This window comes from Methylobacterium sp. UNC378MF (assembly GCF_900103195.1).
GTDB lineage: Bacteria > Pseudomonadota > Alphaproteobacteria > Rhizobiales > Beijerinckiaceae > Methylobacterium.
On sequence record NZ_FMWU01000016.1, the window covers coordinates 145,577 to 170,648 of the forward strand.

The window sequence follows — 25,072 nt, forward strand, 5'->3', positions numbered from 1 at the left end:
TCGATCGTCCCCGGATCTCGCTGCTTCAGCCGGTTGGCCGCTCAGACGCAGACCATCGCCGCGGCCGCGCGGCATGGGGCCGGCGACCCGCCTTCCGGACGTGGAGCGGGCGCGTCCCAAACGTAGCGGCTGTCCATGCCGCCGGGCTGATCCCGGTCCGCCCTCGACCTGCCGGACGTGAGGCCCCGCGCCTCAGCCGGACCTGCGCGCCTGTGCCAGTCGCGCCCGGGCGTCGTCCAGAACGCGGGTCAGGGCCGCGTCCCACGAGACCCGCGGCTGCCAGCCGGTGGCGGCCTGGAGGCGGCCGGCATCGCCCGCGGCCAGGGGAATCTCGGTCGGCCGCACCCGCTCCGGTGCGATGCGGATCTCGAACGGCACCCGCGCCCGGACGCGCAGGTCCTCGAGCACGCTGGCGATCGTCCGCGGCTGGCCGGAGCTGATGTTGAACACGCTCCCGTCCGCCAGGGATTCCGTCCGGCCGATCAGGTCGGCATAGGCGCTCGCCACATCGGCGACGTCGAGGAAGTCGCGATAGGAGGAGAGGTTGCCGACCTCCAGGCAGGGCGGCACGAGGCCGGCCTCGATCCGGGCGATCTGGCCCGCGAAGGAGGCCACGACGAAGCGCTCGTCCTGGCCCGGACCGATATGGTTGAACGGCCGCAGCACGACGAGCTTCACGCCGATGCGGGGCAGCAGGTCGCGGAGCAGCTGCTCGCCCACCCATTTCGACCGGGCGTAGGTGTTGCGCGGGAGGGGCTCGACCGCCTCGCTGAGGGCGTGGCCCGCCAGGAAGGCGCTGCCGTAGACCTCGCCGGAACTCACGAAGAAGAAGGTGCAGCCCGGCACCGCCTCCACCGCCGCGACGAGGTTCATCAGGCCGTTGACGTTCACTCGCCAGGTCTGCCCCGGACCGCTGGCGGAGTCGGCAACCGAGGCAAGGCCCGCCAGATGGAGGATCGCGGTCGGCCGGAAGCGCGCCACGAAGGCACTCAGTGCGACCTCGTCGAGGAGGTCGATGGCCTCGTAGGTGACGCCCTCCGGCAGGCGGGGCGACTGCCCTCGCCCGATCCCCGCCACGCAATCGCCCGCACCCGCGCCTGCCGCCGCGAGGAGCGGCAGGACGTGGCCGCCGACGAAGCCGGCCGCCCCGGTTACGAGGATGCGCCGCGCGACCGGGCCGCCGGATCCGTGGGGAGAGGGCGCGCTCATGGCGCGATCCGGGCGGGGACCGTCACCTAGCCTCGGTTCCGGGTTCCCCAGCGCACGCCCATGCTGCCCTGGCCGGCGCCCGGCGAGCTGCCGGCATCCGCGCCGATCGCCGGGCCGGAAGCCGTCTTCGGCCGGTGCTGAGAGCCGGCCGCCAGGGGCTTCGACGCCAGCGTGTCGGGCACCTCGGACAGCCGCTCCTCGTCGCGCTCCGTGGCGAACTGCCCCGCCTTGCGGAACGTCCACAGATAGCCCGGTACCACCGCCTCCGCGGCGGTCGGCGTGATCCCGATCCCCTCGAAGGTCCGGCCCTCGGCCTTGGCGGCCTCCGAGACGATGTTGTCGTTCTGGAGCAGGATCACTTGATCCCGCGTCAGCTTCAGCGTGTCGGGCAGGAGTCCGAAAGTCAGGGTATCGGCGATCTCGAGCATGCGGGCCTGGAGCTTGGCCGCCGGCATGGGCAGATCCACGACCGCGCGCTTCCGCCGGATCGTCTTCAGCATGTAGCGGACGAAATGCTCCAGCGTGCCCACCTCCGGGCCGCCGAGTTCATAGACCTTGCCGGGCGCCACGGTGCCGTCGACGGCACGGGCGATCGCTTCGGCGACATCACCCACGAAAGCCGGCTGGAAGCGCGACTGGCCGCCGGCGAGCGGCAAGACCGGAAGCGCCCGGGCAAGGCTGGCGAAGCGGTTGAAGAAGCTGTCGCCGGGCCCGAAGATCAGCGAGGGTCGGAACACGACCGCGTCCGGGCAGGCGGCGAAGACCCGCGCCTCGCCCTCCGCCTTGGTGCGCGCATAGACCGATGGAGAGGCGGGATCCGCCCCGATCGCCGAGACGTGGATCATCCGGGCGCCCTGGCGTGCCGCGGCGCGGGCGATCGCGTCCGCGCCGTCGACCTGCAGCCGCGCGAAGCTCTGGGAGCCGGTCTCCTGTAGGATGCCGACGAGGTTGATCAACACGTCCGACCGCTCGGCAGCCCGCGCCACCGAATCCGGGTAGCGCAGGTTGGCCTGCACGGCGACGATCTGGTTGACCTTCCCCAGTGGCTGCAGGAACAGCGCGAGGTCCGGCCGTCGCACCGCGACGCGGATCCGGTAGCCGCGCTTGGCCAGCGCACGGACCACGTGCCGACCCAGGAAGCCGGAGCCGCCGTAGATCGTCACGAGCTGATCCTGCGGACGCCGGGGACCCGAGGCCGTTGTGGATGCGGACTGCGTCCCGGGACTCGTGTGCGCCGCCGCGGACGCCGTCGTGTTTTCTTGGCCGCTCATCACCGTGGTCTCGAGCTCCTCGCGCCGGGGCGCCGTCAAGCGGCCTACTTAGCCTAACTTCGTTGGGAAGGGAGCCGCCGATTGCGCCGTTGCGCCATTCCGGTGAACAGCGCGGGGTCGATGACCGGGATGCCGGTCGACGGGACGCTGGAACGGGTGAGCCAGCCGTGCATTCTTCCCCACCATGCGGGCGTGCCGAAGCGCGCGGCTGGGACGCGCCGGGGACTTCGATGATTGTAGGGATGCTGATTTCCGCGGCGATCGCGGTGTTCGGTTTGCTGGTCGCGTTGGGGTTCGTCGGCCACCCGATCGACGCGCAGCTCATCAGCAACTACGGCTGGAGCATCCTGATCATCGGCGTCGCGCTATTCGTGCTGTTTGCCTGGGCGCGGTACAGCCGGGCTCGCCGGCAGCGGTCCGCCTGAGCGCCGGCTCAGGCGACCTTGATCCGTCGGCGCATCTCCCGCGCCATGGCCGGACGGCCGTTCTGCCGGCCGGTGACCGCCCGAGGCACCCCCACGGTAAGGCACTGGCGCTCGCGCGCGATGAACGCGGTCGGCATCTCGGCCTGCATATCGGCCTCCATATCGCGCAATGCCGTGTCGGAATGGGCCGGATGCAGGTGGATGATCCCGAGCGCCTTGACGCCCGCCATCCGAGCCAGCTCCACGCCCTTCTGCCAGGTCGAGTGCCCCCAGCCCCGGCAGGTCGGATACTCGCCGTCGGTGAACATGCCGTCGTAGACCATCAGGTCGGCGTCGGCGACGAAGGCGGCGAGGTCCGGATCCGGCCAGGGATCGCTGTGCTCGATGTCGCTGATCAGGCACAGGCGCTTGCCGGCATGCTCGAACCGGTAGCCCACGGATCCTTGGGGATGGTTCAGCAGGATCGTGGCGACCCGCGTCCCGTCCGGGAAGGCCAGAGTCTGACCCGCCTCGAAGCCGTGGTGGTGAAAGGTGCAGCACAGCTTGTCGAGCGTAACCGGGAAGAGCGGCGGCGCGAACAGCCGGTCGAGGGTCGGGCCGGCCGACTCACCGCCGAGATTGCCGCAATAGGTGTTGATCACCCGGTCGGAATCGAGAACCGCCGGCTTGAAGAAGGGAAGCCCCGCGGTGTGGTCGAGATGCAGGTGGCTGAACAGAAGGTCGACTTCCTGCGGGAGGTCGGTCCGGTGACCCTGCCCGAGATTGTAGATGCCCGAGCCCGCGTCGACGATGAACATGCGCTGGCCGCACCGCACCTCGATGCACGGCGTGCTGCCGCCGAACTCCGCGTATTGCGGGCCGCTGACGGGCGTCGAGCCGCGGACGCCCCAGAAGCGGAGTACGAGGTCCTGGTCGGCCGCCAGGATGGTCGGCTCGGAACTGTTCGACATGGCGATCACGAATCCGCGGACAGTCGGTCCCGATCGCTTATGATCGAAACCCCGTCGCCGTTCCGGGAAGGTAGCTTTGAATACGGCAGGCCGACGGAGCAGGTGTACCGCTCATCCCCTGCCGTATCATGAATTGGTGTGCCGCAGGCGGTCGTGATGTGCGTCCGCGCACACGCACGGGCCGCTGCGCGGGGCGTTCGCATGCTCAGAGGGGCTCCGCGGAGGCCAGGAGGCTGGCCGGCGATCCGGTCAGAATCGGCCTGCCGGCGACCGATCCGGCGAGTCCCGCGGCCAGCCACGACGGAAGTGCGTCGCTGTAGCGCGTCGCCAGCGGCGCGGCCAGCGCCCCGAACGGGTCGGGGGCACGCTCGTAGACCGGGACGAAACCCGCCATCTGCCGCGGCGACAGACCCGATTCGGGCGCGGCCCAGGCTGCCCAGACCGTGTCGGGGACCGGGCGGTGGGCGCGATGGCCCGGCACCACCACCACTTCCTGCCCGGCGAAGGCCAGGGCTTCCGGCCGGCTGATGTCACCGACCGCCCCGCCCCGGGCCGTGTAGGCCGCCCAGAAGGCGTTCTGCCCGCCGTCGGAATAGGTGGTGCGCACGGCCGGCTCACCCGCCTCGGCGAGCGCCGTCATCCGAGCCTCCTCGACCGCCCGGCGGGTGGTAACGGCCGCCTCGACGGCGGGATCGCGCGCGGGCGCGAAGGCGTAGTGGCCGGAGACCACCGAGACCTGCAGCTCCTCCCGGCTCGCCTCGAACCGGTCGGAGCCCGCTTTCAGTTCCCGCCAGAAGGCGATGTTGGGGTCGGCCCTGTGGCGGGCCATGTTCTCGGCGGTCATCCGGAACGGATAGGACTGGAACTGGAAGGCCGCCTGACCACCGTTCAGCGCGTCCCGGGCGATGGCGTAGATCTCGCCGACCGTGCCGTTGGTCATGGCGAAGCAGCCCATGGACGAGCAGATCCCGTGCACCATCACGGCGGAGCCGGTGCCGCCATGGGCCCGGTCGTAGGCGTTGGGATAGCCGACGTCGAAGGAGAGGTAGTAGTGCGAGTTCGGGTTCATCTGGCGCCGGGGCACCGTGTAGAACCCCTCTGGCGTCTGCCGGTCGCCGCTCTTGCGCTTGGGCCCGAGCTGGCCGGACCAGCGGCAGATCGGGAAGGTCTTGATGTAGACGTAACCCGCGGGCCCCTTCTTCCAGACCTCGATCTCCGATTCCTTCTTGTAGGCCCGGAACAGGACCGGCGAGGCGGCCGTCACGCCCTTCTGCGCCATCAGGGCGAGGGTCGCGGCCGGAATCGGCGCCTCGGCCTTGCCCGCCTGTGCGGCGGCCGGTCCGGCGAGGGCCAGCAGAACGAGGCCGGCGGCGAGAGAAGTCGAGGTCGACAGGGTCATGAACCGTCCGCGCTGGATCGGCCGGAATGGCTGCCGGACGGGCGCGGCCCCCCGCCGTGATGGATTATTGCGGCGGCCGTGAGGCTGCGCGCCCGCTCGGCCCGGCGCCGCCCGGTTCGCTTCGGTGCGATCGCGAGGACGACGGCGCGGCCGGATCGCTGACGGTCTTCCTGTCAGGCCGCCGGCGCGGGCTCCCGCTCGGCGGCCATCGGCATGGGCGCGACCACCGCGCTGTTCTCCACGGCGATCACCGCGTCGAACGGCTCGGCGCCCTCCACGAGACCTGTCTCGGGCAGGCAGACGATGAGCCCGCGCCCGTCCCGCGCCTGCCGCAGCTGGGCGAGGCGCTCGCGGGCGCCCTCGGCCTTCCGCTCATCCATCGCGACTGCCACCACGAGGATGTCGGGATCCCGGGCGAGGCAACGGCTCAGCTCGATCGCCACCCGTTCGCGGGCATTGATCGCGCCATCCGCCAGCGCTCCGGTGCTGGGCTGGCTCTCGACCTTGCTGTCGAGGCCGAGACCGTAGACCGCGGCCTCGAGGCCCTCGTCGGCGAGAACCCGGCGCACCAGTTCCCGCACCCGCGGCTCCGCATTGGCCTCGCCGAGGCTGATCCGGCCGAACAGGAGGTTCTCCTCCAGGCTCGCCGCCGGATTGACCCGCGACGGATCGTGGAACTCCACCGCGCCGGCGAGATGCGGTGGCATCATGCGTGCGAACGACCACCGCGCCTGGACGAGGCGCTCCTGGAACGCCCCGTCGATCAGGCCGAAACGGTGGCGGGATTCGTTGTAGCGCAGCGCCAGGCCGATCAGCCGCGTGCGGTCGCGCTGGCCAGCCGGTCCCCGGCGCAGGCTCGCCGCGTCGGGCAGGCGCACCACGAGATCCTCGAAATAGCCCCGCTCGGCGGCCTGGAACAGCGAGTAGGCGTCGAACAGAGGATGGTCGTTCGGCAGGTCGGCGAAGATCTCCACCGTGCTGCGGGCCACCGACAGGCCGATCTCGGTGAGCGGGCGAACCAACCCCTCGGCCTCCAGAACCGCCCGCAGGTAGGGATGACGCGCGAAGCGCAGGGGCGTGAAGGCGCTGCCCACCGGCTCACCGAACAGAATGTTCTCGCCGATGCTCGCCTGGTTGTTGTAGCGGTTCGGATCGAACGGCTCGACGAGGCGCTCGGCGCCCTTGGCGGCCAGCGCCACCCGCATGGTCCGGCGCGCGGCGACGATCGCAGCGGCGAGCCGTGGCTGGGCGGCCGGATCGAGCCGTCCGGTCAGCCCGCGGGCATACACGAAGCCGTCGAGCCCGGTGAGCCGGCTGATGCCGATCAGCGCGATGTCGTCGGGCGCGTTCGCCGGATCGGTGCCGTAGAGCAGGTTCTGCCGGAGAGAGCCCTCCATCAGGATCGCCTCCCCCGACGCGAAGGCGATGCGCCGGGCGCGCTCCGCGGCGTCGAGGTCGCGCAGGTCCGTGCCCGCATAGGTGACGGCCCCGGCGGTCGGCTCGACCTGCCCCGCCAGCACCGCCGCCAGCGCGCGGGCGCCGCTGCCGCGGCTGCCCGTGATCGCCACGTGGCCCGGCATCGTCACGGCCACGTCGACGCCGGTCAGGCGCTCGCCCGTGGCCGGGTCGAAGGCGCCGACACCCTGGGTGGCCAGGATCCCGGACCGGGGCACCGGCAGGGCGGCCGCACCGGTCCGGGCTGCCCGTGCGCGCCGACCCTCGAGGGCCGCGATGATGCGGGCGAGGTCGCGCAGGCGCGTGCGGACCGACCTGCGGACCATCCAGAGCCGCGCGCAGATGGCGGCGAGCCAGCCGGCGAGGCCGAAGGCGCCCACGGCCGCCAGGAGCGCGGCCGGATCTACCGGGGCAGCGGGAGGCTGCCCCGGCCCGGAGCGCCAGAGCGCCGTTCCGGCAGCGATGGCCGGCAGGATCACGGCCAGCGCAAGGGCCGGCGCCCTGGCATAGGCCAGCCGCGCCTCGGCCCGCCCGACATTGGTTCGCATCACGGCGACGCGGGCCGCGATACGCCTGCGCTCGATCGCCGCCGCCCCGTGGTTGCGCACGGCGGGCAGTCGGCGCACGAGGTCGTTCAGGTTCTCCTCCGCCCGCACGCTTGAGCGCAGGCGCAACTCTTGCCGATCGCGAGCCCGTTCGAGCACCAATCCGTAGGCGAGGCCGATCGCCGCCAGGCCGATCACCGCGGCCGGGATCAGGCGGGGGGCGGCCAGGGCCGCGAAGCCGAGAGCCAGGATCAGGGCCGCGAGGGTCATCGCCGGCAGGACGATGCCGGCGGCGAGCAGGCGGTCGGCCCGCGCCAGCACCTCGCCGACGAGCCGGGCGAGGCTGCGCGCCTCGTCCCGGGCCCCCGCCGGCGCCTCGAGAATCGCCTGCAGCACGCCCTCGCGGACGGCGTCCCCGGCCTTGTTCTGTGCCTTGAAACAAAGGCGCGCGACGCACCAGCCGAGTCCCGCCAGCGCCAGGGCGCAGACGGCGATGCACAGGAAGGCCGTGAGTTCGAGTTCGGCCGGGCGCATCGGGATGCCGGGTGCCAGCACCAGTTCGCGGCCCGGGAGCGCCACCGCCACGCGCAGGAAGGGCAGCACGGGCGCCTCGTCGCGCGGCAGGACGGCGATCAGGTCGCGCAGGCACAGGAGCGCGAGCGCGCAGAGCGGCGCGCCGATCCCGACCGCGAGGGCCGCCGCGGTGGCGTGCTGAGGCCGCGCAGCGCGCCACGTCAGGACGAGAGGATCGGATTCCATGCGTCTCCGGACAGGAACGGGCGTCTCAACCGTCGCGGGGAATAGGCGTTCGCGCCGGTCACGGGAAGTGTCGCCGGCATTCATGGTCCCTGCCGCCGGCTCCTGCGACATGTCGGCCTGCTTGTTTCCGGCCGCGACCCTGGTTTGGAAGCGCTCCAGCGTTAAAACCATGGGATGAGGCGCAGCCGAGGCTCGGGACGGTGAGGCTCGGATTCAGGACGCATGACTACCGTGGACGCCCGAGCCGTATCGCGCAGGCGGCCGGCGCGCCGCACGATTTCGACCGGGACCTAGAGGGTGGGGCGGTTCTTGCGGCGAGAGGCTGAGACAATCGAGCACGATCTCCAAGGTCCCGCCTGGCGCGAGCCGGCCTGATGGCGCAGCTGTTCACCCCCGGCGCCGACGCGCTCTACCGCCTCGCCCTGATGACCGGGGTGGCTTGCCTCGTCGGGCTTCCGGTCCTGGCGGCCGGAATCGTGCGCTCGAACTACGTCACGGGCGTTGGGATCGCGCCGGCCCAGCCGCTGCCGTTCAGCCACAAGCACCATTCCGGCGAACTCGGCATCCAGTGCCGCTACTGCCACACCACGGTTGATCGGGAGGCCACCGCCGGCATCCCGCCGACGCATACCTGCATGACCTGCCACTCGCAGATCTGGACGGGCTCGGACATGCTGAAGCCCGTGCGCGACAGCTACGCGCAGGACAAGCCGCTGGAATGGGTGCGGCTGAACAAGCTGCCGCAATACGTCTACTACAATCACTCCGTCCACGTGACGAAGGGGATCGGCTGCTCGACCTGCCACGGCGACGTCACATCGATGCAGATGACCTACCGGGCTAACGCCTTCGAGATGCAGTTCTGCCTCGATTGCCACCGGGCACCGGAGAAATACGTCCGCACGCCGGATCAGGTCTGGAACATGACCTGGGCGCCGCCGGCCGACCAAGCGACGCTAGGTCCCAAGCTTGTAGCCCAGTACCATATCCGCGGTGGGGAGCGGCTGACCGAATGCGGGATCTGCCACCGATGACCGGCGCTCCCGACATCGCCGCTCTGCGCGCGAAACTCGCCGGCGGCGACGGCCCGCGCTTCTGGCGCAGCCTCGACGCCGTGGCCGACAGCCCCGAGTTCCGCGCCTATCTGGCGGCCGAGTTCCCCTCGGCGTCGCGGCTTGCCGCCGCCCCGGAGCGGCGCGGCTTCCTCAAGTTGATGGCCGCCTCCTTCGCACTGGGCGGCTTGACCGCCTGCGGCGGGGGCGGCGGGCGCGACCACGAGGTGCCCTACGTCAACCAGCCCGAGCGGATCGTGCCCGGGACGGACCTGTCCTACGCGTCCTCGGCTGTGTTCGATGGCTTCGGCAACGGCATCCTGGTCACCACCCGCAATGGCCGGCCCCTGAAGATCGAGGGCAATCCCCAGCATCCCTGGAGCCGCGGCGGCACCGATGTGCTGGCCCAGGCCTCGGTGCTCGGGCTGTACGATCCGTTCCGCTCCCAGGCGGTGCAGCATCTCGGCCGGCCGAGTTCCTGGGCGGCGTTCCGGGCGGACCTGCAGGGGCAGATGCCGGGCTGGCGCGCGAACCGGGGCGAAGGTCTCGCTCTGCTCACCGGTCCTGTGACGTCGCCCGGCGTGGCGGCGCAGATCGCGCGGCTGCGGACCGCCTACCCGGCCCTCCGCTGGTATGCCGGCGCCGGGGCCAGCCGCGACGGGATCTACGAGGGCGCCCGGCGGGCCTATGGACGCGTGCTGGAGACCCATCCCGATTTCAGCCGCGCCCGCACCATCGTGGCGCTCGACGGCGATTTCCTGGACCTTGGCCCCGGCCAGGTCGGCCTGTCCCGACGCTGGATCGAGGCGCGGCGCGCGGCCTATGCGGAAGGACGGCTCCTCACCCTCCATGCGGCGGCGCCGACACCGACGCTGACCAGCGCCAAGGCGGATCACGGGATCGTGGTGCCGGCCGGCCGGCTGGAGGCTCTGGCCCGAGACCTGCTCAGTCTGGCCGCAGGTGGCGCGGCCCCCGGGGGCGACGACCCCGTGTCCCGCTGGGCGCGGGATGCGGGCACGGCACTCAACCAAGCTCGGGGCGCCGGCATCGTCACCGCCGGCCTGAGCGCGGGCCCCGAACTGCATGAACTCGTCCACCGGCTCAACGGCGCACTCGGCAATACCGGCGCAACCGTGATCCACACGGCGCCCACGGAGGAGACGGGTGCCGGGACCCTTGCCGATCTCGCGGAGGCCATGGATCACGGCGCCGTCAAGGTGCTCGTCGTGCTCGGCGCCAATCCTGTCTACGAGGCGCCCGGCGCCCTCGATTTCGCCGCCCGGATGAAGCGCGTGCCGCTCAAGATCCATGCGGGGCTCTACTACGACGAGACCGGCGCGCATGCCGATTGGCACCTGCCCGCCGCCCACCCGCTGGAATCCTGGGGCGACGTCCGGTCCCTCGACGGGACGGTGGGGCTGATCCAGCCGACGGTGGCCCCCCTGTATAATGGCCGTACGCTTGCGGAGATGCTGGCCTTCCTGGCGGGCGGCGAGGGCGGGGAGAGTGGTCAGGACGCCCTCGGCCTCCTCAAGGCGCAGTGGCGGAACGAGGCCGAGGACGACACGGCCTTCGAGACTCGCTTCTCCCAGGCCCTGCGTCTGGGCTTCTGGGCGGACAGCGCGCGCCCGGCCGAGACCGTCGCGCTGACGCAGGCCGCGGCAGCCGTCCCCGCAGCCGCTCCCTCCTCCGCGACCGCTGCCAACGGGGTCGAGGTGGTGTTTCGCCCCGATTCCACGATCTGGGACGGTACCCATGCCGACCTTGCCTGGCTGCAGGAACTCCCCAAGCCCCTGACCAAAGTGGTCTGGGAGAACGTGGTCGCGGTGAGCCCGGGTCTTGCCGAGCGCGCGGGAATCGCCACGGGCGACATCCTGCGCGTCGAGGCGGAGGGCCGCACCGTCGAGGGCCCGGCCTGGATCCTGCCCGGTCAGGCCGACGACACCGTCACGCTGACCCTGGGCTACGGCCGGGACGTGCCGGACCACCTCGCCCGCGGCCTCGGCTACGCCTCCGCACCCCTGCGCCCGCCGGGTTCGCCCTGGCGGCTCGCCGACGCCCGGCTGACGAAGACCGGCGAGCGGCGCATGCCGGTTACCACCCAGCACCTCGGCACGATGGAGGGGCAGGACCTCGTGCGCGTGCAGCCTGTGGGCGCCCCGCCCGTGGGCGACCCGAAGGGCGCGCCGACGCCCGCCTCGTTCTATCCACCCCCGGAGAGTCAGGACCGCTGGGTCGCGGCGCAATGGGGCATGGCTATCGATCTCGATGCCTGTATCGGCTGCAACGCCTGCGTCACCGCCTGTCAGGCGGAGAACAACATCCCGGTGGTCGGCCGCGAGGAAGTCGAGAAGGGCCGCTGGATGGGCTGGCTGCGGGTCGACCGCTACTACGCGGGCGACCTCGACGCGCCGAGCACACATTTCCAGCCGGTGCCCTGCATGCATTGCGAGCAGGCGCCCTGCGAACTCGGCTGTCCGGTGGAGGCCACGCTCCACGACAGCGAGGGCCTGAACCTGCAGGTCTACAACCGCTGCGTCGGGACCCGGACCTGCCAGAGCTATTGCCCCTACAAGGTGCGCCGGTTCAACTATCTCGACTATACCGGCGGCATGACCCCGGTGGAGCAGCAGCAGCGCAATCCCGAGGTCACGGTCCGGTCCCGCGGCGTGATGGAGAAGTGCACCTACTGCATCCAGCGCATCACGGCCGCCCGGATCACGTCGGCCAAGGATGCCCACGCGCCGATCCCCGACGGCACCGTCGAAACCGCCTGCCAGGGTGCCTGCCCGACCCGGGCGATCACCTTCGGCAACGTCGCCGATCCGGGCAGCCAGGTCTCGGCCGCCCGCAGGGATCCGCGGGAATACGCCCTCCTCGGTCACCTGAACACGCGTCCGCGCACCACCTACCTCGCCGAGCTTGCGCCTGCCGCAGACTCGAACGGCCGGGAGGGCTGAGCATGTCCGGTCCCCTGATCCGGCCCGATGCGACTCTCCAGGGCATCGGCGGCGCAGTCGCGGCCATCCCGCTGACGCATCCGGGCAACCGGCGCTGGTGGATCGCCTTCGCGGGCGCGGGGGCACTCCTCGGCCTGTTCGTCCTCACCCTCGGCTATCTGCTGTACGCGGGACCCGGGATCTGGGCGAACAACAACGCCGTCGTCTGGGCGCTGGACATCGCGAGCTACGATTGGTGGATCGGCGTCGCGTCCGGCAGCCTGCTGGTCTCGGCGATCCTGCTCCTGCTCGGGGCGGAGTGGCGCGGGGCGGTGAACCGCGTCGCCGAGACACTGGCGCTGCTCGCCACCGTGGCGGCCGGGCTCTACCCGATCATCCATCTCGGGCGGCCATGGTTCTTCTTCTGGAACCTGCCCTACCCCAACACCTACAACCTCTGGCCGCAATTCCGTTCGCCGCTGCTCTGGGACGCGATCGACATCGTGTCGTTCCTGGTGATCTGCGTGAGCCTCTGGTTCATCGGGCTGCTGCCGGACCTCGCCACCCTGCGCGACCGCGCGCATCTCGAGGCGATGCGACAGCTGGACGTGAAGGCACCGACCCGCAAACTCGCGCTGCTGCGCGCGCAGGTCTACGGCATCCTCGCCTCGGGCTGGCGCGGCTCGGCGGCCCACTGGCAGATCTGGGTCCAGGCCTACCGGACGGTGGCGCTGCTCGGGGTGCTGCTGGTGGTCTCTGTCCAGACCGGCGCCTCGGTGATGCTGGCGGGCTCGCTGATGCCCGGCTGGCACAGCACGCTTCTGCCGGTGAGCTTCCTGGTGAACGCGGTCTATTCCGGCGTCGGCGTGACGGCCGTGATCGTCATGCTGATCCGCATCGTCTACGGTCTCGATGCCCTGGTGACGACCCGCCACCTCGACGTGCTCGGGCGGCTGCTGCTCTGCCTCGGCTGCGCCAGCGCCTATTGCTACGCGGCCGAGTATTTCGACACGTTCCTCAACGGCGACGCCGAGGCCCGCGGCGTCCTGGTCCGCCGCATGACCGGCACCCATGCCCTGGTCTCCTGGACGGCCGTCCTGTGTCTCGTCCTGCCCGCGCAGATCCTGTGGTCGGCGCGCATCCGCACGGCGCCCCTGGCCATCGCGGCGGTGGGTCTCCTCGTGGCCGTCGGCGCCTATGCCGACCACGTCATGGTGCTGGTGGTCACCCTCACGCAGGACTTCCTGCCCTCCTCGAAGCTGCCCTACACGACGGATGTCTGGGGCATCGCCACCTTCGCGGGCTCGGTCGGCCTGTTCCTGACCCTGCTGCTGCTGTTCCTGCGCTACCTGCCGGCCGTATCGATCGTCGAGAGCCGCCGTCTCGCCCTGACGGCGTCGCCGGCCGCGCAGGACGACGCCCGCGCGGTCGCGTCCCGGGCCGCCGCGCGGCCCGAGGAGGATCCGGGCTCCGCGCCCCTGTGGGGCGTGTCCGCCACCTTCGCGAGCCAGGGCGACCTGGCTGCCGCCCTCCAGGCGGTCTCGGGCCTCAGCCCAGATCACGTCCATCTCGACGGGCACGGCCCGGTGCCGATGCCCCGCACCCTGCGACCGCTGGGTCTGGAGGGACGATCGATCCTGCCTTACGCCCTCGCCGGGGCGTTGCTCGGGGGCATCGGCTTCTTCGTCCTGTGCATTTACGCCACGGCCTACGACTACGTCTTTCTGATCGGTGGGCGCCCACGCCTCTCCTGGCCTTCCTTCGTGGTGCCGAGCGTCTCCTTCGCGATGATGGCGGGCTGCGTGGCGATCCACCTCGCGCTCCTCGTGCTCAACCGCTTGCCCCGCCTGAACCACCCGGCCTTCAACATCCCGGGCTTCCTGCGGGCTTCCGAGGATCGGTTCTTCCTCTCCGCCGAGGCGCGCAGCGACCGGTTCGACGCGGGCCGGATCGAGCGGCGGCTTGCGGCCCTGCCGGTCGAGGCCGGGCGCCCCCTCGAGGTCCGGCGGATACCGCGATGAGGGGTTCCGACCTCCGCACCTTGCCGCTCGCCCTCCTCGCCTGTCTGGCCCTCACGCCCCTGGCGGCCTGCGGCGAGGCCGACATGGCCGATCAGGCCCGGGCCAAGACCTGGGACAGGAACCCGTTCTTTCCGCGGGAGATCACCATGCGTCAGCCGGTGGCCGGCACGGTGCCGCGCAGCGATCCGGCCCGTGTGGCGCCGCAGCCGGAGACGATCAGCCGGGCGTTGCTCGACCGGGGTCGGGAGCGCTACGGGGTGTTCTGCACGCCCTGCCACGGACAGGACGGGCGCGGCGCCGGCATGATCGTGGCGCGCGGCTTCCCGTCTGCCGGAAATCTCACGGCGGAGCGCCTGCGCAAGGCCTCCGCGGCCGAGATCTACGACGCGATCTCGAACGGCCGGAAGGCGATGTTCGGCATGGGCCAGATGATCCCCTCCGCCGATCGATGGGCGATCGTCGCCTATGTCCGCGCCCTCCAGATCAGCCAGGACGCCCCAGTGGCGCTTCTGCCCGCCGAGGATCGCGCGCGCCTGGAGGCGATGCCGTGAGGCGCTCCGCCCTGCTCGGCCTCCTCGGTCTCGCCCTCCTGGCCGTCTGCCTGATCGCGGGCGGCTGGCGCGGGGCGATGGGTTCGTATCTCGCCGCCTGGCTGGTCCTCCTCGCCTTCCCGGTCGGCGCCCTGCCGGTGGTCGTCGTGGCCGAGCGCTTCGGCCAGCGGGTCCGTGAGCGCGGGGGCATCGAGATGCTGGCGGGCCTGCGCCGGCTGATGGCGCTGATGCCGGTCGCGGCCGTGCTGGCGCTGCCGGTTCTGGTGGCCGCGCCCCTGCTCTATCCCTGGGTAACGGCCCCAGCGCGCACCCCGCTCGCCGCCCTGTGGTTCACGGTGCCGTTCTTCGCGATCCGGGTGGTCGTCTATCTCGCCGCCTGGACCTGGCTGGCCCTGCGCTTCGCCCGGCCATTCGACGCACCCGGGGAGGGCCGGACCGTGCCGGCGGTGGGGCTGCACGCGGTCATCGGCATGCTGTTCGTGACCGACGTGGTCGCCTCCCTCGACCCGCGGCTCGACTCCACCCTTCTGGGCCTCTTGGTAATGACGGCCTGGAGCGGCCTCGCCTTCGCGGCGGCGATCCTCCTCGCCTGGGAGGAGCCCGAGCCCGTCGGCCGCGGCCGCACCGCACCGGGACGCGGCCGGCTGGTACCCCTCGTCGTACTGCTCGGCCTCTGGGCCTATCTGCACTTCGTGCAGTTCCTGATCGTCTGGTCTGCCAACCTGCCGCCCGAGGTGGCTTGGTACTTCGCCCGCGGCGGCTGGGTCGGGCGGGCGCTGGCGATCGTGGCCGGCGCGGTCGTGGTGCTGGCCGGGCTCGCGACCCTCCGGCCGGGGCGCCCGACCACCCGGATCCTGGCCGGCGCGGCGCTCGCCGTCCACGCCCTAGAGATGTTCTGGCTGATCACCCCGGCGCTGCGCGACCGCTTCGTCCTCCGGCCGAGCGACGCGCTGGCCGCCGGCGGCGTGGCCTGTCTCGCTGTTGCGCTCCGGCCGGTGCTGCGGCCGCGCGCGGACCGGGCGGCCTCCAAGGCCCGTCGCGCCGGGAGGCCGGCATGAGTGCGGACGGACCTTCCGGGCTGATCCCGGCGATCCTGGCCGGGCTGACCCTGCGCAGCAGCGGCCTCCTGAGCGGGCGCCCGCCGCGCCCGGCCGCCAACACCGAGCGTGATCCCGACGATCCCGGGCACGAGACCAGCGACGTCAACGTCCGCAACACCGCGCTGGTGATGGCGGGGCTCGCCCTGACCGCCCTGGCGGTGATTGGCACGATGGTCTGGATGATGGCGACGTTCACGGCGAGCCAGCGCCGGGCCCTGCCTGCCCTGACGCCCCAGCAGACCACACGGCTGGTGCCGCCGCCGCCGAACCTGCAGGCCGATCCCTACGCCGATCTCGACCGCGAGCGGGCGGCGGCCGAGGCGCACCTGTCCGGCTACGGCTACCGGGACGAGGCCCGCACCCGCGCCCGGATCCCGATCGGTCGCGCCATGGACCTGGTCGTCGGCCGATCCCTCGACGCCGCGGAGCCTGGAGACCGATGACGCCGGGCCACGATTCCCTTCAGCTCTGGCCCGCCGCGGTCTCCGCCACCGCCAGCGAGACCGATTGGCTCATCCTGGCCTTCACGGTGCTGACGCTGCTGCTGACCGTACCGGTCTTCGTGGCGATCACCTACTTCGCCCTGCGCTACCGTGAGGGCTCCGAGGCGGACCGGAGCCCGTCTGGCATCCGCTCCAACCTCATCGAGATCAGCTGGATGCTGATCCCGTTCCTGCTGACGCTGATCTTCTTCGTCTGGGGCGCGCGGCTCTACGTCCACTCGAAGAACCCGCCCCCGGACGCCATGGTGGTCGAGGCGATCGGCCGGCAGTGGATGTGGAAGTTCCAGCATCCCACCGGCCAGTCCGAGATCAACAACCTCCACCTGCCGATCGGCCAGCCGATCCGCCTGCACATCATCAGCCAGGACGTGATCCACGCCCTCTACCTGCCGGCGGTGCGCCTGCAGGTGGCAGCCCTGCCCGACCGCTACACCGACCTGTGGTTCAAGGCCGACAAGACCGGCACCTATCACCTCTACTGCTCGGAATATTGCGGCACCGACCATTCGGTGATGGGCGGCGAGGTCACCTTCATGAATCCCGGCGACTACCAGGAGTGGCTGACCCATGCCGGCGCGCAGCAGGGCAAGGTCGCGGCGGGCCGGGCCCTCTACGAGGCCTATGGCTGCGCCGGATGCCATGAGCCGGGCTCGCCCGTGAAGGCGCCGAGCCTCGCGGGTCTCTACGGATCCGCTGTGACGCTCGCCGATGGCCGCACCGTGACAGCCGACGACGCGTGGTTGCGGGAGAAAATCCTGAACCCGAACGGCGACCGGCTCGCCGGAGCGGGCAAGCAGGTCATGCCGAGCTTCGCCGGCCGGATTCCGGCGGACGAACTCGGGACGCTGATCGACTTCCTGAAATCCTATTCGGGCCCGGCCGCCGGCAAGGCCGCGGACGCGACGCCGGCGGGGGCGACACGATGAGCGCATCGGGCACCATCGGCGGCACCGCCCGCCGCGAACCCCACACCCCGGAATCGACGATCGGCCGCAAGGCCGATTACCTGCATGCGGAATCGACCCTGCGCTCGTGGTTCCTCGCGACCGACCACAAGCGCATCGCGATCCTCTACCTCGTCTCGATCACCGGCTTCTTCGTGATCGGCGCCCTGGCGGCGGGCGTGGTGCGGCTGGCGCTCGTCGTGCCGAACGGCGCGATCATGACCAACGACACCTACAACAAGGCCTTCACCATCCACGGCGTGGTGATGGTCTGGTTCTTCCTGATCCCGTCGATCCCCGCGACCTTCGGCAACTTCCTGATCCCCCTCATGATCGGGGCGAAGGACCTCGCCTTCCCGAAGCTCAACCTGACGAGCTGGTACGTGTTCATGGCGGGCGCCCTGTTCACCCTGGTCTCGGTGGTGCTGGGCGGGGTCGATACCGGCTGGACCTTCTACGCCCCGCTCTCCACGGCCTTCTCGAACACCTGGGTGCTGCCGGCGCTGATCGGCGTCACCATCGTGGGCTTCTCGTCGATCCTGACCGGGCTCAACTTCGTGGTCACGATCCACACCATGCGGGCGCCCGGCATGACGTGGTTCAAGCTGCCGATCTTCGTCTGGGCGCACTACGCCACGAGCCTGATCTTCCTGCTGGCGACGCCGGTCATCACCACGGCGCTGATCCTGCTGATCGCGGAGCGCGCCTTCCACATCGGCGTGTTCGATCCGGCCTATGGCGGTGACCCGGTGCTGTTCCAGCACCTGTTCTGGTTCTACTCGCACCCGGCCGTGTACATCATGGTCCTGCCCGGGATGGGGGTCATTTCCGAGATCGTCCCGGCCTTCGCGCAGAAGAAGCTGTTCGGCTACCGGTTCGTCGCCTACGCGTCGATCGGCCTCGCCTCGGTGACCTTCTTCGTCTGGGGCCACCACATGTTCGTCAACGGCCAGAGTGATCTGGCCTCGCTGGTGTTCTCCGCCCTGTCCTTCGCGGTGGCGGTGCCCTCGGCGGTGAAGGTCTATAACTGGACCGCCACGATCCATAAGGGCTCGCTCCGGCTCGACACCCCGATGCTCTACGCGATGGGCTATATCGGCCTGTTCGTGCTCGGCGGGCTGACCGGCCTCTATCTCGCGACGCTCGCCATCAACCAGCACATCCACGCGACCTACTTCGTGGTCGCGCATTTCCACTACATCATGGTCGGCGGCACCGTGCTGGCGTTCCTGGGCGGCCTGCACTTCTGGTGGCCGAAATTCACCGGCCGGATGTACAGCGAGCCCTGGGGTCGGGTCTCGGCGCTGCTGATCTTCCTCGGCTTTAACGTGACCTTCTTCCCGCAATTCATCCTCGGCTATCTCGGGATGCCGCGGCGCTACGCGACCTACCCGGCCGAGTTCCAACTCCTCAACGTGCTGTCCTCGGCGGGCGCCACGATCCTGGCGGCCGGCTACATCTTCCCGATGCTCTACCTCGTCTATTCCCTGTGGTTCGGGCGGAGGGCGCCGGCCAATCCATGGAACGCGAAGGGGCTCGAATGGGAGACCGCCTCGCCGCCGCCGACGCACAATTTCCTCGAAGCCCCCGAGGTGCCGCGCATCCCCTACGATTACCCGATCCAGGCCCAGGAATCCCGGGATCAGCACGGATGACCCAGCCCTTGGCAGACGGCGTCGGTGTCGCGCGGGCCGAGCATTTCGAGAGCGTCGCCCAGCAGCGCGAGGCCGCAACCCTCGGCATCTGGGCGTGGCTGATCACCGAGCTGCTGCTGTTCTCGGCCCTGTTCCTGGTAGCGCTGATCACCCGGATCCAGCACCCCGAGGCGACGGTCGCGGCGGCCAAGCACCTCAAGTTCTGGATCGGCGCCACCAACACCGTGGTGCTGATCTGCTCCAGCTTGACCATGTCCATGGCGATCGAATTCTCGCGGATGGGCTGGCAGCGCGCCATGGTGCGGGCGATGCTGGCCACCGCGGCGCTGGGCGGCCTGTTCCTCGTGCTGAAGGGCTACGAGTATTACGCCGACTGGGCCGAGCACATGATGCCGTTCCTCAGCGGTCGGCCCTTCGCGCTTGCCGAGACGCCGGCATCGCGGCTGTTCGTGAACCTCTACTACGTCGCGACGCTGCTCCACGCCCTGCACCTGTTCACCGGCATCGCGCTGCTGCTCGGCATCACCTGGATGGCTGCCAGGGCTGGCTTCCTCTCTCGGCACCAGAACTGGATCGAGGTCTACGGCCTCTACTGGCACTTCATCGACCTCGTCTGGATCCTGGCCTTCCCGATCCTCTACGTGGTGAACCGGTAGGATGCGCAATCCCCTGGCCGCCCTGAGCGCCGACGACCGCGCCCTGCTCCGGAAGCGCCTGCGCACGCCCTTGCTCACCTTCCTGGCGCTGCTGGCGCTGCTGGCGGTGAACGTCACGCTGGGGGCCACCCTCCCCTTCGCGCAGGTCTGGATCGTCGAGCTGCTGGTGGTCGCCGTGATGGTGGCGCTGATCCTCCTCGTCTCCATGGAGGTGATCCATGAGCCGCCCCTGATCCGGCTGTTCTCGGCCCTCGGCTTCTTCTGGGTCGCCATCCTGGTCGGCATGACCCTGACGGATTATCTGGCCCGCTGAGCCGCGCGAAAGCCGTTGTTCGAACGGCGGAACACTCCTACACCTCGCCGCTCTCCCGCATGGCCCGGCTGCAAAACGATGTGCGAACTGCTCGGCATGAGCGCCAACGTGCCGACCGACATCCGCTTCTCCTTCGCGGGCCTCGCCCGACGCGGCGGCGACACCGGTCCCCACGCCGACGGCTGGGGCATCAGCTTCTATGACGGGCGCACCTGCCGCAGCTTTCACGAGCCGGAGCCGAGCGCGCGCTCGCAGCTCGCCCGGCTGCTGCGCGACATGCCGATCAAGAGCCGGATCGTGGTCGCGCATGTCCGCAAGGCCAATCGCGGCCGGGTCAGCCTGGAGAACACCCATCCGTTCTCTCGGGAATTGTGGGGCCGCCGCTGGACCTTCGCGCATAACGGCCAGCTCAAGGGCGTGAAGCGCCTGCCGCTCGGCGGCTTCATGCCGATCGGCAGCACAGACAGCGAGCACGCCTTCTGCTGGATGCTGGGACGGCTGCAGGCCCGGTACAAGGCCCTGCCCCGCCCCGAGACCCTCGACCGGGCGGTGGCCGACCTCGCGGGCGAGCTGCACGCGCTCGGCGTGTTCAACATGCTGCTCACCGACAGCCGCACCCTCTACGCCCATTGCGGCAAGCGGCTGTGCTACCTGACCCGCTGCGCCCCCTTCGGGAAGGCCACCCTGATCGACGAGGACTGGCAGGTCGACTTCGCGAAGGAGACCACCGAGCACGATGTGGTGACGGTGATCGCCACCCAGGCGCTGACCCGGGACGAGTGCTGGACCGACCTCGCCCGCGGCGACGTCCTGACCCTGCGGGACGGGGCGATCCGGCTGTTGAGACCGGGCAACTTAGCTTAAGTGTGTTTTGCGCGAGGGTGCATGCTCGCGCCCGATGCGCTAGAACGCCGGTAACAGCGGCGCATCGGCTGGACTTCTCCCCGGGTTCAAGCCGGCAAGCGACCCGCCTCGACCGTCTCGGGACCTCCGGTCGAGCCACGACACGTTGACGAGTGCGATACGCATGACCCGCGACGACACCGATACCGTCCTGTCCCAGGAGGACGGGACGCGGGATGGCCGCCCGAACCTGGCTCCCGGCATCCGCACGCATCTCGGAGAGCATCTGCGCACCGTCTACGAGCGGATCGGCGAGGAGTCGCTGCCCTCCCGCTTCGCCGAGCTGATCGAGAAGCTGGAGGCCGCTCTGCGCGCCCGGGGCGAGGCGATCGAGCCGGAATTCCGCAACGGCCTGCTCGCCGCGGTCCCGTCGCTCCGCGCCTTCGCGCTGTCGCTGACGTCGAACCCTGCCCGGTCCGACGACCTCGTCCAGGACACCCTGCTCAAGGGCTGGCAGCACCGCGCCCGGTTCCAGCCCGGGACCAACCTGAACGCGTGGCTGTTCACGATCCTGCGCAACATCTTTTACTCGGACCACCGCAAGCGGGTCCGCGAGGTCGAGGACCAGGACGGCTCCTACGCGGCCCGGCTCGCCACCGCCCCCCACCAGGGCGACCGGCTCGACGTCGAGGATCTGCAATCGGCACTGGCCAAGCTGCCGCCGGACCAGCGCGAGGCCCTGGTCCTGGTCGGCGCCGAGGGCGTGTCCTACGAGGAGGCCGCGGCGATCATGGGCTGCAAGGTCGGCACCGTGAAGAGCCGCGTCAGCCGCGCCCGCGGCCGGCTCGCGGAACTTCTGGGCTACGACGAGGAGGATCTCGGCTCCGACCGGTTCATCCAGTCGGCGATGCCCAAGGACGCGTGAGAGTTTAGCCGGCCGCGCTGCGGCGCGGCGCAAAAAAAGATGCATCCGATTCCGCGGATCGGGCGTTACCGGCCCGAGCTTCGCTGCGCCCGCGCGGCGAAACACCACGGAACGGAGCAATCCCGTATGACCTTCAAGACCCTCATCGCCGCCTCGGCTCTCGCCCTCTCGCTGCCGCTGGCGGCCCAGGCCCAGGGCACGATCCCGGGTGCCGAGCGCGGTGCGGCCGCGGGTGCCGATGCGGCCGGCCCCATCGGCGGCATCGTCGGCGGCGCAGTCGGTGCGGCCACCGGCACGGTGGGCGGCATCCTCGGCGTCGACATGGCCCCGCGCTTCCGCAGCTACGTTCGCGAGCGCAACGTCCGCTCCTACGATTATGATGGCCGCGTCGCCGTCGGCACCACCCTGCCGGCCTCGGGCGTGACCTATTACGACGTGCCGAACGAGTACCGCGTGCAGCCGGGTTACCGCTACACCGTGGTGAATGACCGTCCGGTGCTGGTCGATCGCAGCCACCGCATCGTCGAGGTCATCGACTAAACCCGGTTGAGATCGTGGGGCCGGTCCAGCATCGGCCCTGCGCCTCCGGAGCCTGCTCCGGGGGCATTTCCACAGCCGCGGCCGTCGGCGCAACGCTTCATTCGTCCGGCCGTTGATAGGCCGTTCGACCCGTGAGGCGACCATGAGCGACACTCCCACCGAACCGAATGCCACCCTGCCCGAGCCGGTGCGCGACCATCTCGGCCAGCAGCTGCGCGGGGTGCTGCCGGTGGAGGCCGACAAGCCCCGCTTCCTCGGCGACGATCCCGTGCCGGAGGCGTTCGAGCCGCAGATCCGCCGGCTCGAGACGCGGCTGAAGACCCACGAGGAAGGCACCGGCGCCGTCGGCCAGGCCCTCGATCAGATCCTCGATGCCCTCGGCGTCAAGCCGGAGGATGCCGACAAGCGCGCGGGCTGAGGCGTCAGACGCGCGGCTTGGTCGCCAGGATATCGCGGATCTCCGACAGCAGCTTCACGTCGGCCGGCACGTCGTCGGGCTTCTTGACCTCCGCGTGCTGAAGCCGGTTCATCGCCCGGATGACGAGGAACAGCACGAAGGCGACGATCACGAAGTTCAGCGACAGGGTCAGGAACTGGCCGTAGCCGAGGACGGCGCCCTGCTTCTTCGCGTCCGCGTAGGGCAGGCCGGCCTGCACCTTCGACGACAGCGGCACGTAGTAGTTCGAGAAATCGAGCCCGCCCGTGACCGCGCCGATCACCGGCATGAAGATGTCCTGGACCGCCGAGTTGACGATGGCCCCAAAGGCAGCGCCGATGATCACGCCGACCGCGAGATCGACCACGTTCCCGCGCAGCGCGAATGTCTTGAATTCCTCGAGCATCGCCGAATCCCCCCGAACGCCGCCAAGGTAGGGGAGAATTCCGCGACGGCCAGCGGCTAGTCCGGCTTGACGGCTTCGGGCCGCGCCTCAGCGGCGATCTCGAGCTGCGCGTCCGCCCCGGCCGCGGACCGCTCCCCGGCCGGGGCCGACAGCGCCGCCTTGAGCCGGCGGCGATACTGCGCGGCGACCACCGGGATGGTCAGCAGGTAGCCGCCGCTCACCGCCACCAGCGCCTCGAACGGGTAGCTGATCAGGATGCCGAAGGCCGCCACGCCGAACAGGAAGATCGGCAGGACGAGGCTGCGGGGCACCCGCTTGCCCATGGTCTTGCCCGAGTAGGTCGGGACCGTGGAGACCACCAGCAGGGCGATGCACAGCACGTAGATCAGGACGGCGGGGGCCGCCCAGGTCTCGATGCCGAAGCCGAGGAAGTGCAGGTAGAGCGGCAGCATCGCGGTCAGTGCGCCGGCCGGCGCCGGCATGCCGACGAAGAAGTCCTTCTTCCATTCCGGCCGGTTCGGGTCGTCCAGCATCGCGTTGAAACGGGCGAGCCGTAGCGCCATGGCGATGGCGAAGATCAGCGCCACGATCCAGCCGACCGATTTCAGGTGGAACAGCACGAAACCGTAGAGGATCAGGGCCGGGGCGCAGCCGAAATTCACGAAGTCGGCGAGCGAATCGAGTTCCGCCCCGAAGCGCGACGTGCCCTTGAGCAGCCGCGCCACCCGGCCGTCGATGCCGTCCAGCACGCCGGCCACCACCACGGCGATGACGGCGGGCTCGAACTTGCCCTCGAAGGCGAGCCGGATCGCGGTGAGCCCGAGGCAGAGCGCCATCAGGGTGATCATGTTGGGCGCGATCATCCGGAACGGCACCGGCTTGAACCGGCGCGGGCGCGGCTCGTTCGGATCGGGCGCGAAAGGCGGGAAGAGCTCGTCCATGGCCGCCTCAGATCCGCTTGAACAGCCGCTCCGGGCCGCCGCCGAGATCGGCCAGCACCGTCTCGCCGGCCACGGCCTTCTGGCCGAGCCCGACCAGCACGGTCGCGCCGGCCGGCAGGTACACGTCCACCCGCGAGCCGAAGCGGATCAGGCCGAACCGCTCGCCGACGCCGAGCACGTCGCCCGCCGAGACGAACCCGACGATGCGCCGGGCCACGAGGCCGGCGATCTGCACCACGCCGACCCGCTTCGGCTGGTCGCCATGGGTCGTCTCGATCACCATGCCGTTGCGCTCGTTGTCGTCGCTGGCCTTGTCGAGTTCAGCGTTGAGGAACAGGCCCGGCGTGTAGTGGATCTGGCCGATCCGGCCGGCCACGGGCACCCGGTTCACGTGACAGTCGAACACGTTCATGAACACCGAGACCCGCAGGGTCGGCACCTGCGGCAGGTCGAGTTCGGGCGGCGGCAGCACGGTGGCGATGAGGTTCACGCGCCCGTCGGCGGGCGAGACCACGAGCCCGTCCGCCACCGGGGTGACGCGCTCCGGATCGCGAAAGAAGTAGCAGACCCAGAGAGTCAGGATCAGGAAGATCCAGCCGAAGAACTGGGAGAAGTAGCCCGCCAGCACGGTCAGCACGATGCCGATCAGGATGAAGGGATAGCCCTCCTTGTGGATCGGCACGAGCGTCCGGCGGATCGTCTCGATCAGGTCGGTCATGGGTTCTCTGGACTCGAGAGGGCCGCGGGCGAGGACCACGGACGTGTCGGACGGGCGGATGGCAGTCCGCCGGGCCGCCGTCAACTTTCCAGGGGTCGCGGATCGCCGCGGGACGCCGCGCCCGCCCCCGCCGGGTGCCACTCCGTCGGGCATCGATTCGGACACGAGGACCTCCCCCATGCGTCATCGTCCCCGCGCGCCTTTGGCGCCGGGGGCATGGCCCGGGAGATCACGAGGGACGCGGGACGCCGCGGGAACCCTGTGTCGGCCAAATAACGCGCGGGATCCGATCCCCGCGGCGCCCGCGGCATCGACCGGGCATCCTCCCCGGCCGGTGCCGTCTTTCTCGTCGCGGTGTCTTCCGACGCCCCGGACCTGCGCCTGCCTGCCAAGCGGTCTCTGCGAGGCGCACGCACCTCCGGAACCCGCTATCAGCGCCGTGGCCTTCCAGCCGTCCCGCCTCGTCGTGGGCGGGTCCGCAGGTCGCTCAGGGTCAGCCCAGAAGCGGGTCGGCGC

The 25,072-nt window shown here is 70.5% G+C and carries 23 protein-coding genes; 15 read left to right on the plus strand and 8 right to left on the minus strand.

Translation table 11 applies throughout. The features are described 5' to 3' along the window. Positions 1-192: 192 nt before the first annotated feature. Together BLT59_RS18015 and BLT59_RS18020 are read right to left on the minus strand one after the other, a co-directional pair. Positions 193-1,209, minus strand: coding sequence for an NAD-dependent epimerase/dehydratase family protein (locus BLT59_RS18015; protein WP_091783204.1), 1,017 nt, complete (start codon positions 1,207-1,209; stop codon positions 193-195). A 26-nt stretch (positions 1,210-1,235) separates the two neighbouring features. Continuing rightward, positions 1,236-2,480, minus strand: a complete 1,245-nt coding sequence (locus tag BLT59_RS18020) for a complex I NDUFA9 subunit family protein (protein ID WP_091783278.1) — start codon at positions 2,478-2,480, stop codon at positions 1,236-1,238. Positions 2,481-2,722: 242 nt separating this feature from the next. On the opposite strand from BLT59_RS18020, the gene BLT59_RS18025 reads away from it, so the two are divergent. After that, complete coding sequence (locus BLT59_RS18025) at positions 2,723-2,905, plus strand: hypothetical protein (RefSeq protein WP_244514041.1); 183 nt, start codon at positions 2,723-2,725, stop codon at positions 2,903-2,905. A gap of 8 nt (positions 2,906-2,913) precedes the next feature. Here the strand turns inward: BLT59_RS18025 and BLT59_RS18030 are convergent, their stop codons facing one another. The 3 genes from BLT59_RS18030 to BLT59_RS18040 all read right to left on the minus strand — a co-directional run bounded on the left by BLT59_RS18030 (position 2,914) and on the right by BLT59_RS18040 (position 8,013). Next, complete coding sequence (locus tag BLT59_RS18030) at positions 2,914-3,855, minus strand: MBL fold metallo-hydrolase (RefSeq protein WP_091783281.1); 942 nt, start codon at positions 3,853-3,855, stop codon at positions 2,914-2,916. Between the two features lie 205 nt (positions 3,856-4,060). Beyond that, on the minus strand, positions 4,061-5,254 hold the full coding sequence (locus BLT59_RS18035; RefSeq protein WP_091783210.1) for a L,D-transpeptidase family protein: 1,194 nt from the start codon (positions 5,252-5,254) through the stop codon (positions 4,061-4,063). Positions 5,255-5,427: 173 nt separating this feature from the next. Continuing rightward, positions 5,428-8,013 carry a P-loop NTPase family protein gene (locus BLT59_RS18040; protein WP_091783212.1) on the minus strand — a complete coding sequence of 862 codons (2,586 nt, stop codon included), beginning with the start codon at positions 8,011-8,013 and terminating at the stop codon, positions 5,428-5,430. 374 nt (positions 8,014-8,387) lie between these two features. Between BLT59_RS18040 and BLT59_RS18045 the strand changes: the two genes are divergently transcribed. The 14 genes from BLT59_RS18045 to BLT59_RS18110 all read left to right on the plus strand — a co-directional run bounded on the left by BLT59_RS18045 (position 8,388) and on the right by BLT59_RS18110 (position 22,473). Then, positions 8,388-9,047 carry a cytochrome c3 family protein gene (locus BLT59_RS18045; RefSeq protein WP_091783215.1) on the plus strand — a complete coding sequence of 220 codons (660 nt, stop codon included), beginning with the start codon at positions 8,388-8,390 and terminating at the stop codon, positions 9,045-9,047. After that, complete coding sequence (locus BLT59_RS18050) at positions 9,044-12,025, plus strand: TAT-variant-translocated molybdopterin oxidoreductase (RefSeq protein WP_091783218.1); 2,982 nt, start codon at positions 9,044-9,046, stop codon at positions 12,023-12,025. Before BLT59_RS18045 ends, BLT59_RS18050 begins: the two co-directional genes overlap by 4 nt. A 2-nt stretch (positions 12,026-12,027) precedes the next feature. Beyond that, positions 12,028-14,025, plus strand: a complete 1,998-nt coding sequence (locus tag BLT59_RS18055; protein ID WP_091783220.1) for a quinol:electron acceptor oxidoreductase subunit ActD — start codon at positions 12,028-12,030, stop codon at positions 14,023-14,025. Further along, positions 14,022-14,576: a c-type cytochrome gene (locus BLT59_RS18060; protein ID WP_091783223.1), complete on the plus strand. Its 555-nt coding sequence runs from the start codon at positions 14,022-14,024 to the stop codon at positions 14,574-14,576. Before BLT59_RS18055 ends, BLT59_RS18060 begins: the two co-directional genes overlap by 4 nt. Further along, positions 14,573-15,634: a hypothetical protein gene (locus tag BLT59_RS18065; RefSeq protein WP_091783226.1), complete on the plus strand. Its 1,062-nt coding sequence runs from the start codon at positions 14,573-14,575 to the stop codon at positions 15,632-15,634. The genes BLT59_RS18060 and BLT59_RS18065 overlap by 4 nt, the downstream gene beginning before the upstream one ends. Beyond that, the gene (locus BLT59_RS18070) at positions 15,631-16,119 is read left to right on the plus strand and encodes a hypothetical protein (protein WP_091783228.1); all 489 of its coding nucleotides are present in this window, start codon (positions 15,631-15,633) and stop codon (positions 16,117-16,119) included. Before BLT59_RS18065 ends, BLT59_RS18070 begins: the two co-directional genes overlap by 4 nt. Further along, positions 16,116-17,105, plus strand: coding sequence for a cytochrome c oxidase subunit II (gene coxB / locus BLT59_RS18075; RefSeq protein WP_091783231.1), 990 nt, complete (start codon positions 16,116-16,118; stop codon positions 17,103-17,105). The genes BLT59_RS18070 and coxB overlap by 4 nt, the downstream gene beginning before the upstream one ends. Then, the gene (locus BLT59_RS18080) at positions 17,102-18,778 is read left to right on the plus strand and encodes a cytochrome c oxidase subunit I (protein WP_091783234.1); all 1,677 of its coding nucleotides are present in this window, start codon (positions 17,102-17,104) and stop codon (positions 18,776-18,778) included. Before coxB ends, BLT59_RS18080 begins: the two co-directional genes overlap by 4 nt. Then, positions 18,775-19,434 carry a cytochrome c oxidase subunit 3 gene (locus BLT59_RS18085; RefSeq protein WP_091783238.1) on the plus strand — a complete coding sequence of 220 codons (660 nt, stop codon included), beginning with the start codon at positions 18,775-18,777 and terminating at the stop codon, positions 19,432-19,434. The genes BLT59_RS18080 and BLT59_RS18085 overlap by 4 nt, the downstream gene beginning before the upstream one ends. 1 nt (position 19,435) lies before the next feature. Beyond that, a complete protein-coding gene (locus BLT59_RS18090; protein WP_091783241.1) occupies positions 19,436-19,747 on the plus strand; it encodes an oxidase in 312 nt (103 codons plus the stop codon). Positions 19,748-19,825: 78 nt separating this feature from the next. Next, positions 19,826-20,611 carry a class II glutamine amidotransferase gene (locus tag BLT59_RS18095; protein ID WP_091783244.1) on the plus strand — a complete coding sequence of 262 codons (786 nt, stop codon included), beginning with the start codon at positions 19,826-19,828 and terminating at the stop codon, positions 20,609-20,611. Positions 20,612-20,774: 163 nt separating this feature from the next. Beyond that, on the plus strand, positions 20,775-21,515 hold the full coding sequence (locus BLT59_RS18100; RefSeq protein WP_091783247.1) for a NepR family anti-sigma factor: 741 nt from the start codon (positions 20,775-20,777) through the stop codon (positions 21,513-21,515). Between the two features lie 126 nt (positions 21,516-21,641). Continuing rightward, positions 21,642-22,055, plus strand: a complete 414-nt coding sequence (locus BLT59_RS18105) for a DUF1236 domain-containing protein (RefSeq protein ID WP_091783250.1) — start codon at positions 21,642-21,644, stop codon at positions 22,053-22,055. Between the two features lie 142 nt (positions 22,056-22,197). Further along, entirely contained in the window at positions 22,198-22,473 is a 276-nt protein-coding gene (locus BLT59_RS18110) for a hypothetical protein (protein WP_091783253.1), read from the plus strand. A gap of 4 nt (positions 22,474-22,477) precedes the next feature. On the opposite strand, the gene mscL is transcribed toward BLT59_RS18110, so the two are convergent. From mscL to BLT59_RS18125, 3 genes are read right to left on the minus strand one after another with little or no spacing between them, the layout of a single operon-like run. Further along, on the minus strand, positions 22,478-22,897 hold the full coding sequence (mscL, locus tag BLT59_RS18115) for a large conductance mechanosensitive channel protein MscL (RefSeq protein WP_091783256.1): 420 nt from the start codon (positions 22,895-22,897) through the stop codon (positions 22,478-22,480). 56 nt (positions 22,898-22,953) lie between these two features. After that, positions 22,954-23,838, minus strand: coding sequence for a CDP-alcohol phosphatidyltransferase family protein (locus BLT59_RS18120; protein ID WP_091783259.1), 885 nt, complete (start codon positions 23,836-23,838; stop codon positions 22,954-22,956). Positions 23,839-23,845: 7 nt separating this feature from the next. After that, positions 23,846-24,556 (minus strand): phosphatidylserine decarboxylase, encoded by a 711-nt coding sequence (locus BLT59_RS18125; protein WP_091783261.1) that lies wholly within the window; start codon positions 24,554-24,556, stop codon positions 23,846-23,848. Between the last annotated feature and the right edge of the window lie 516 nt (positions 24,557-25,072).

Bases quoted from the DNA above. Each gene is read 5' to 3' on its own strand.
- coxB (WP_091783231.1), top strand. From the start codon at position 16,116: ATGACGCCGGGCCACGATTCCCTTCAGCTCTGGCCCGCCGCGGTCTCC.
- BLT59_RS18040 (WP_091783212.1), bottom strand. From the start codon at position 8,013: ATGGAATCCGATCCTCTCGTCCTGACGTGGCGCGCTGCGCGGCCTCAG.
- BLT59_RS18020 (WP_091783278.1), bottom strand. From the start codon at position 2,480: ATGAGCGGCCAAGAAAACACGACGGCGTCCGCGGCGGCGCACACGAGT.
- BLT59_RS18060 (WP_091783223.1), top strand. From the start codon at position 14,022: ATGAGGGGTTCCGACCTCCGCACCTTGCCGCTCGCCCTCCTCGCCTGT.
- BLT59_RS18050 (WP_091783218.1), top strand. From the start codon at position 9,044: ATGACCGGCGCTCCCGACATCGCCGCTCTGCGCGCGAAACTCGCCGGC.
- BLT59_RS18100 (WP_091783247.1), top strand. From the start codon at position 20,775: ATGACCCGCGACGACACCGATACCGTCCTGTCCCAGGAGGACGGGACG.
- BLT59_RS18090 (WP_091783241.1), top strand. From the start codon at position 19,436: ATGCGCAATCCCCTGGCCGCCCTGAGCGCCGACGACCGCGCCCTGCTC.
- BLT59_RS18030 (WP_091783281.1), bottom strand. From the start codon at position 3,855: ATGTCGAACAGTTCCGAGCCGACCATCCTGGCGGCCGACCAGGACCTC.
- BLT59_RS18125 (WP_091783261.1), bottom strand. From the start codon at position 24,556: ATGACCGACCTGATCGAGACGATCCGCCGGACGCTCGTGCCGATCCAC.
- BLT59_RS18015 (WP_091783204.1), bottom strand. From the start codon at position 1,209: ATGAGCGCGCCCTCTCCCCACGGATCCGGCGGCCCGGTCGCGCGGCGC.
- BLT59_RS18110 (WP_091783253.1), top strand. From the start codon at position 22,198: ATGAGCGACACTCCCACCGAACCGAATGCCACCCTGCCCGAGCCGGTG.
- BLT59_RS18070 (WP_091783228.1), top strand. From the start codon at position 15,631: ATGAGTGCGGACGGACCTTCCGGGCTGATCCCGGCGATCCTGGCCGGG.
- BLT59_RS18055 (WP_091783220.1), top strand. From the start codon at position 12,028: ATGTCCGGTCCCCTGATCCGGCCCGATGCGACTCTCCAGGGCATCGGC.
- BLT59_RS18085 (WP_091783238.1), top strand. From the start codon at position 18,775: ATGACCCAGCCCTTGGCAGACGGCGTCGGTGTCGCGCGGGCCGAGCAT.
- BLT59_RS18120 (WP_091783259.1), bottom strand. From the start codon at position 23,838: ATGGACGAGCTCTTCCCGCCTTTCGCGCCCGATCCGAACGAGCCGCGC.
- BLT59_RS18025 (WP_244514041.1), top strand. From the start codon at position 2,723: ATGCTGATTTCCGCGGCGATCGCGGTGTTCGGTTTGCTGGTCGCGTTG.
- BLT59_RS18095 (WP_091783244.1), top strand. From the start codon at position 19,826: ATGTGCGAACTGCTCGGCATGAGCGCCAACGTGCCGACCGACATCCGC.
- mscL (WP_091783256.1), bottom strand. From the start codon at position 22,897: ATGCTCGAGGAATTCAAGACATTCGCGCTGCGCGGGAACGTGGTCGAT.
- BLT59_RS18035 (WP_091783210.1), bottom strand. From the start codon at position 5,254: ATGACCCTGTCGACCTCGACTTCTCTCGCCGCCGGCCTCGTTCTGCTG.
- BLT59_RS18045 (WP_091783215.1), top strand. From the start codon at position 8,388: ATGGCGCAGCTGTTCACCCCCGGCGCCGACGCGCTCTACCGCCTCGCC.
- BLT59_RS18080 (WP_091783234.1), top strand. From the start codon at position 17,102: ATGAGCGCATCGGGCACCATCGGCGGCACCGCCCGCCGCGAACCCCAC.
- BLT59_RS18105 (WP_091783250.1), top strand. From the start codon at position 21,642: ATGACCTTCAAGACCCTCATCGCCGCCTCGGCTCTCGCCCTCTCGCTG.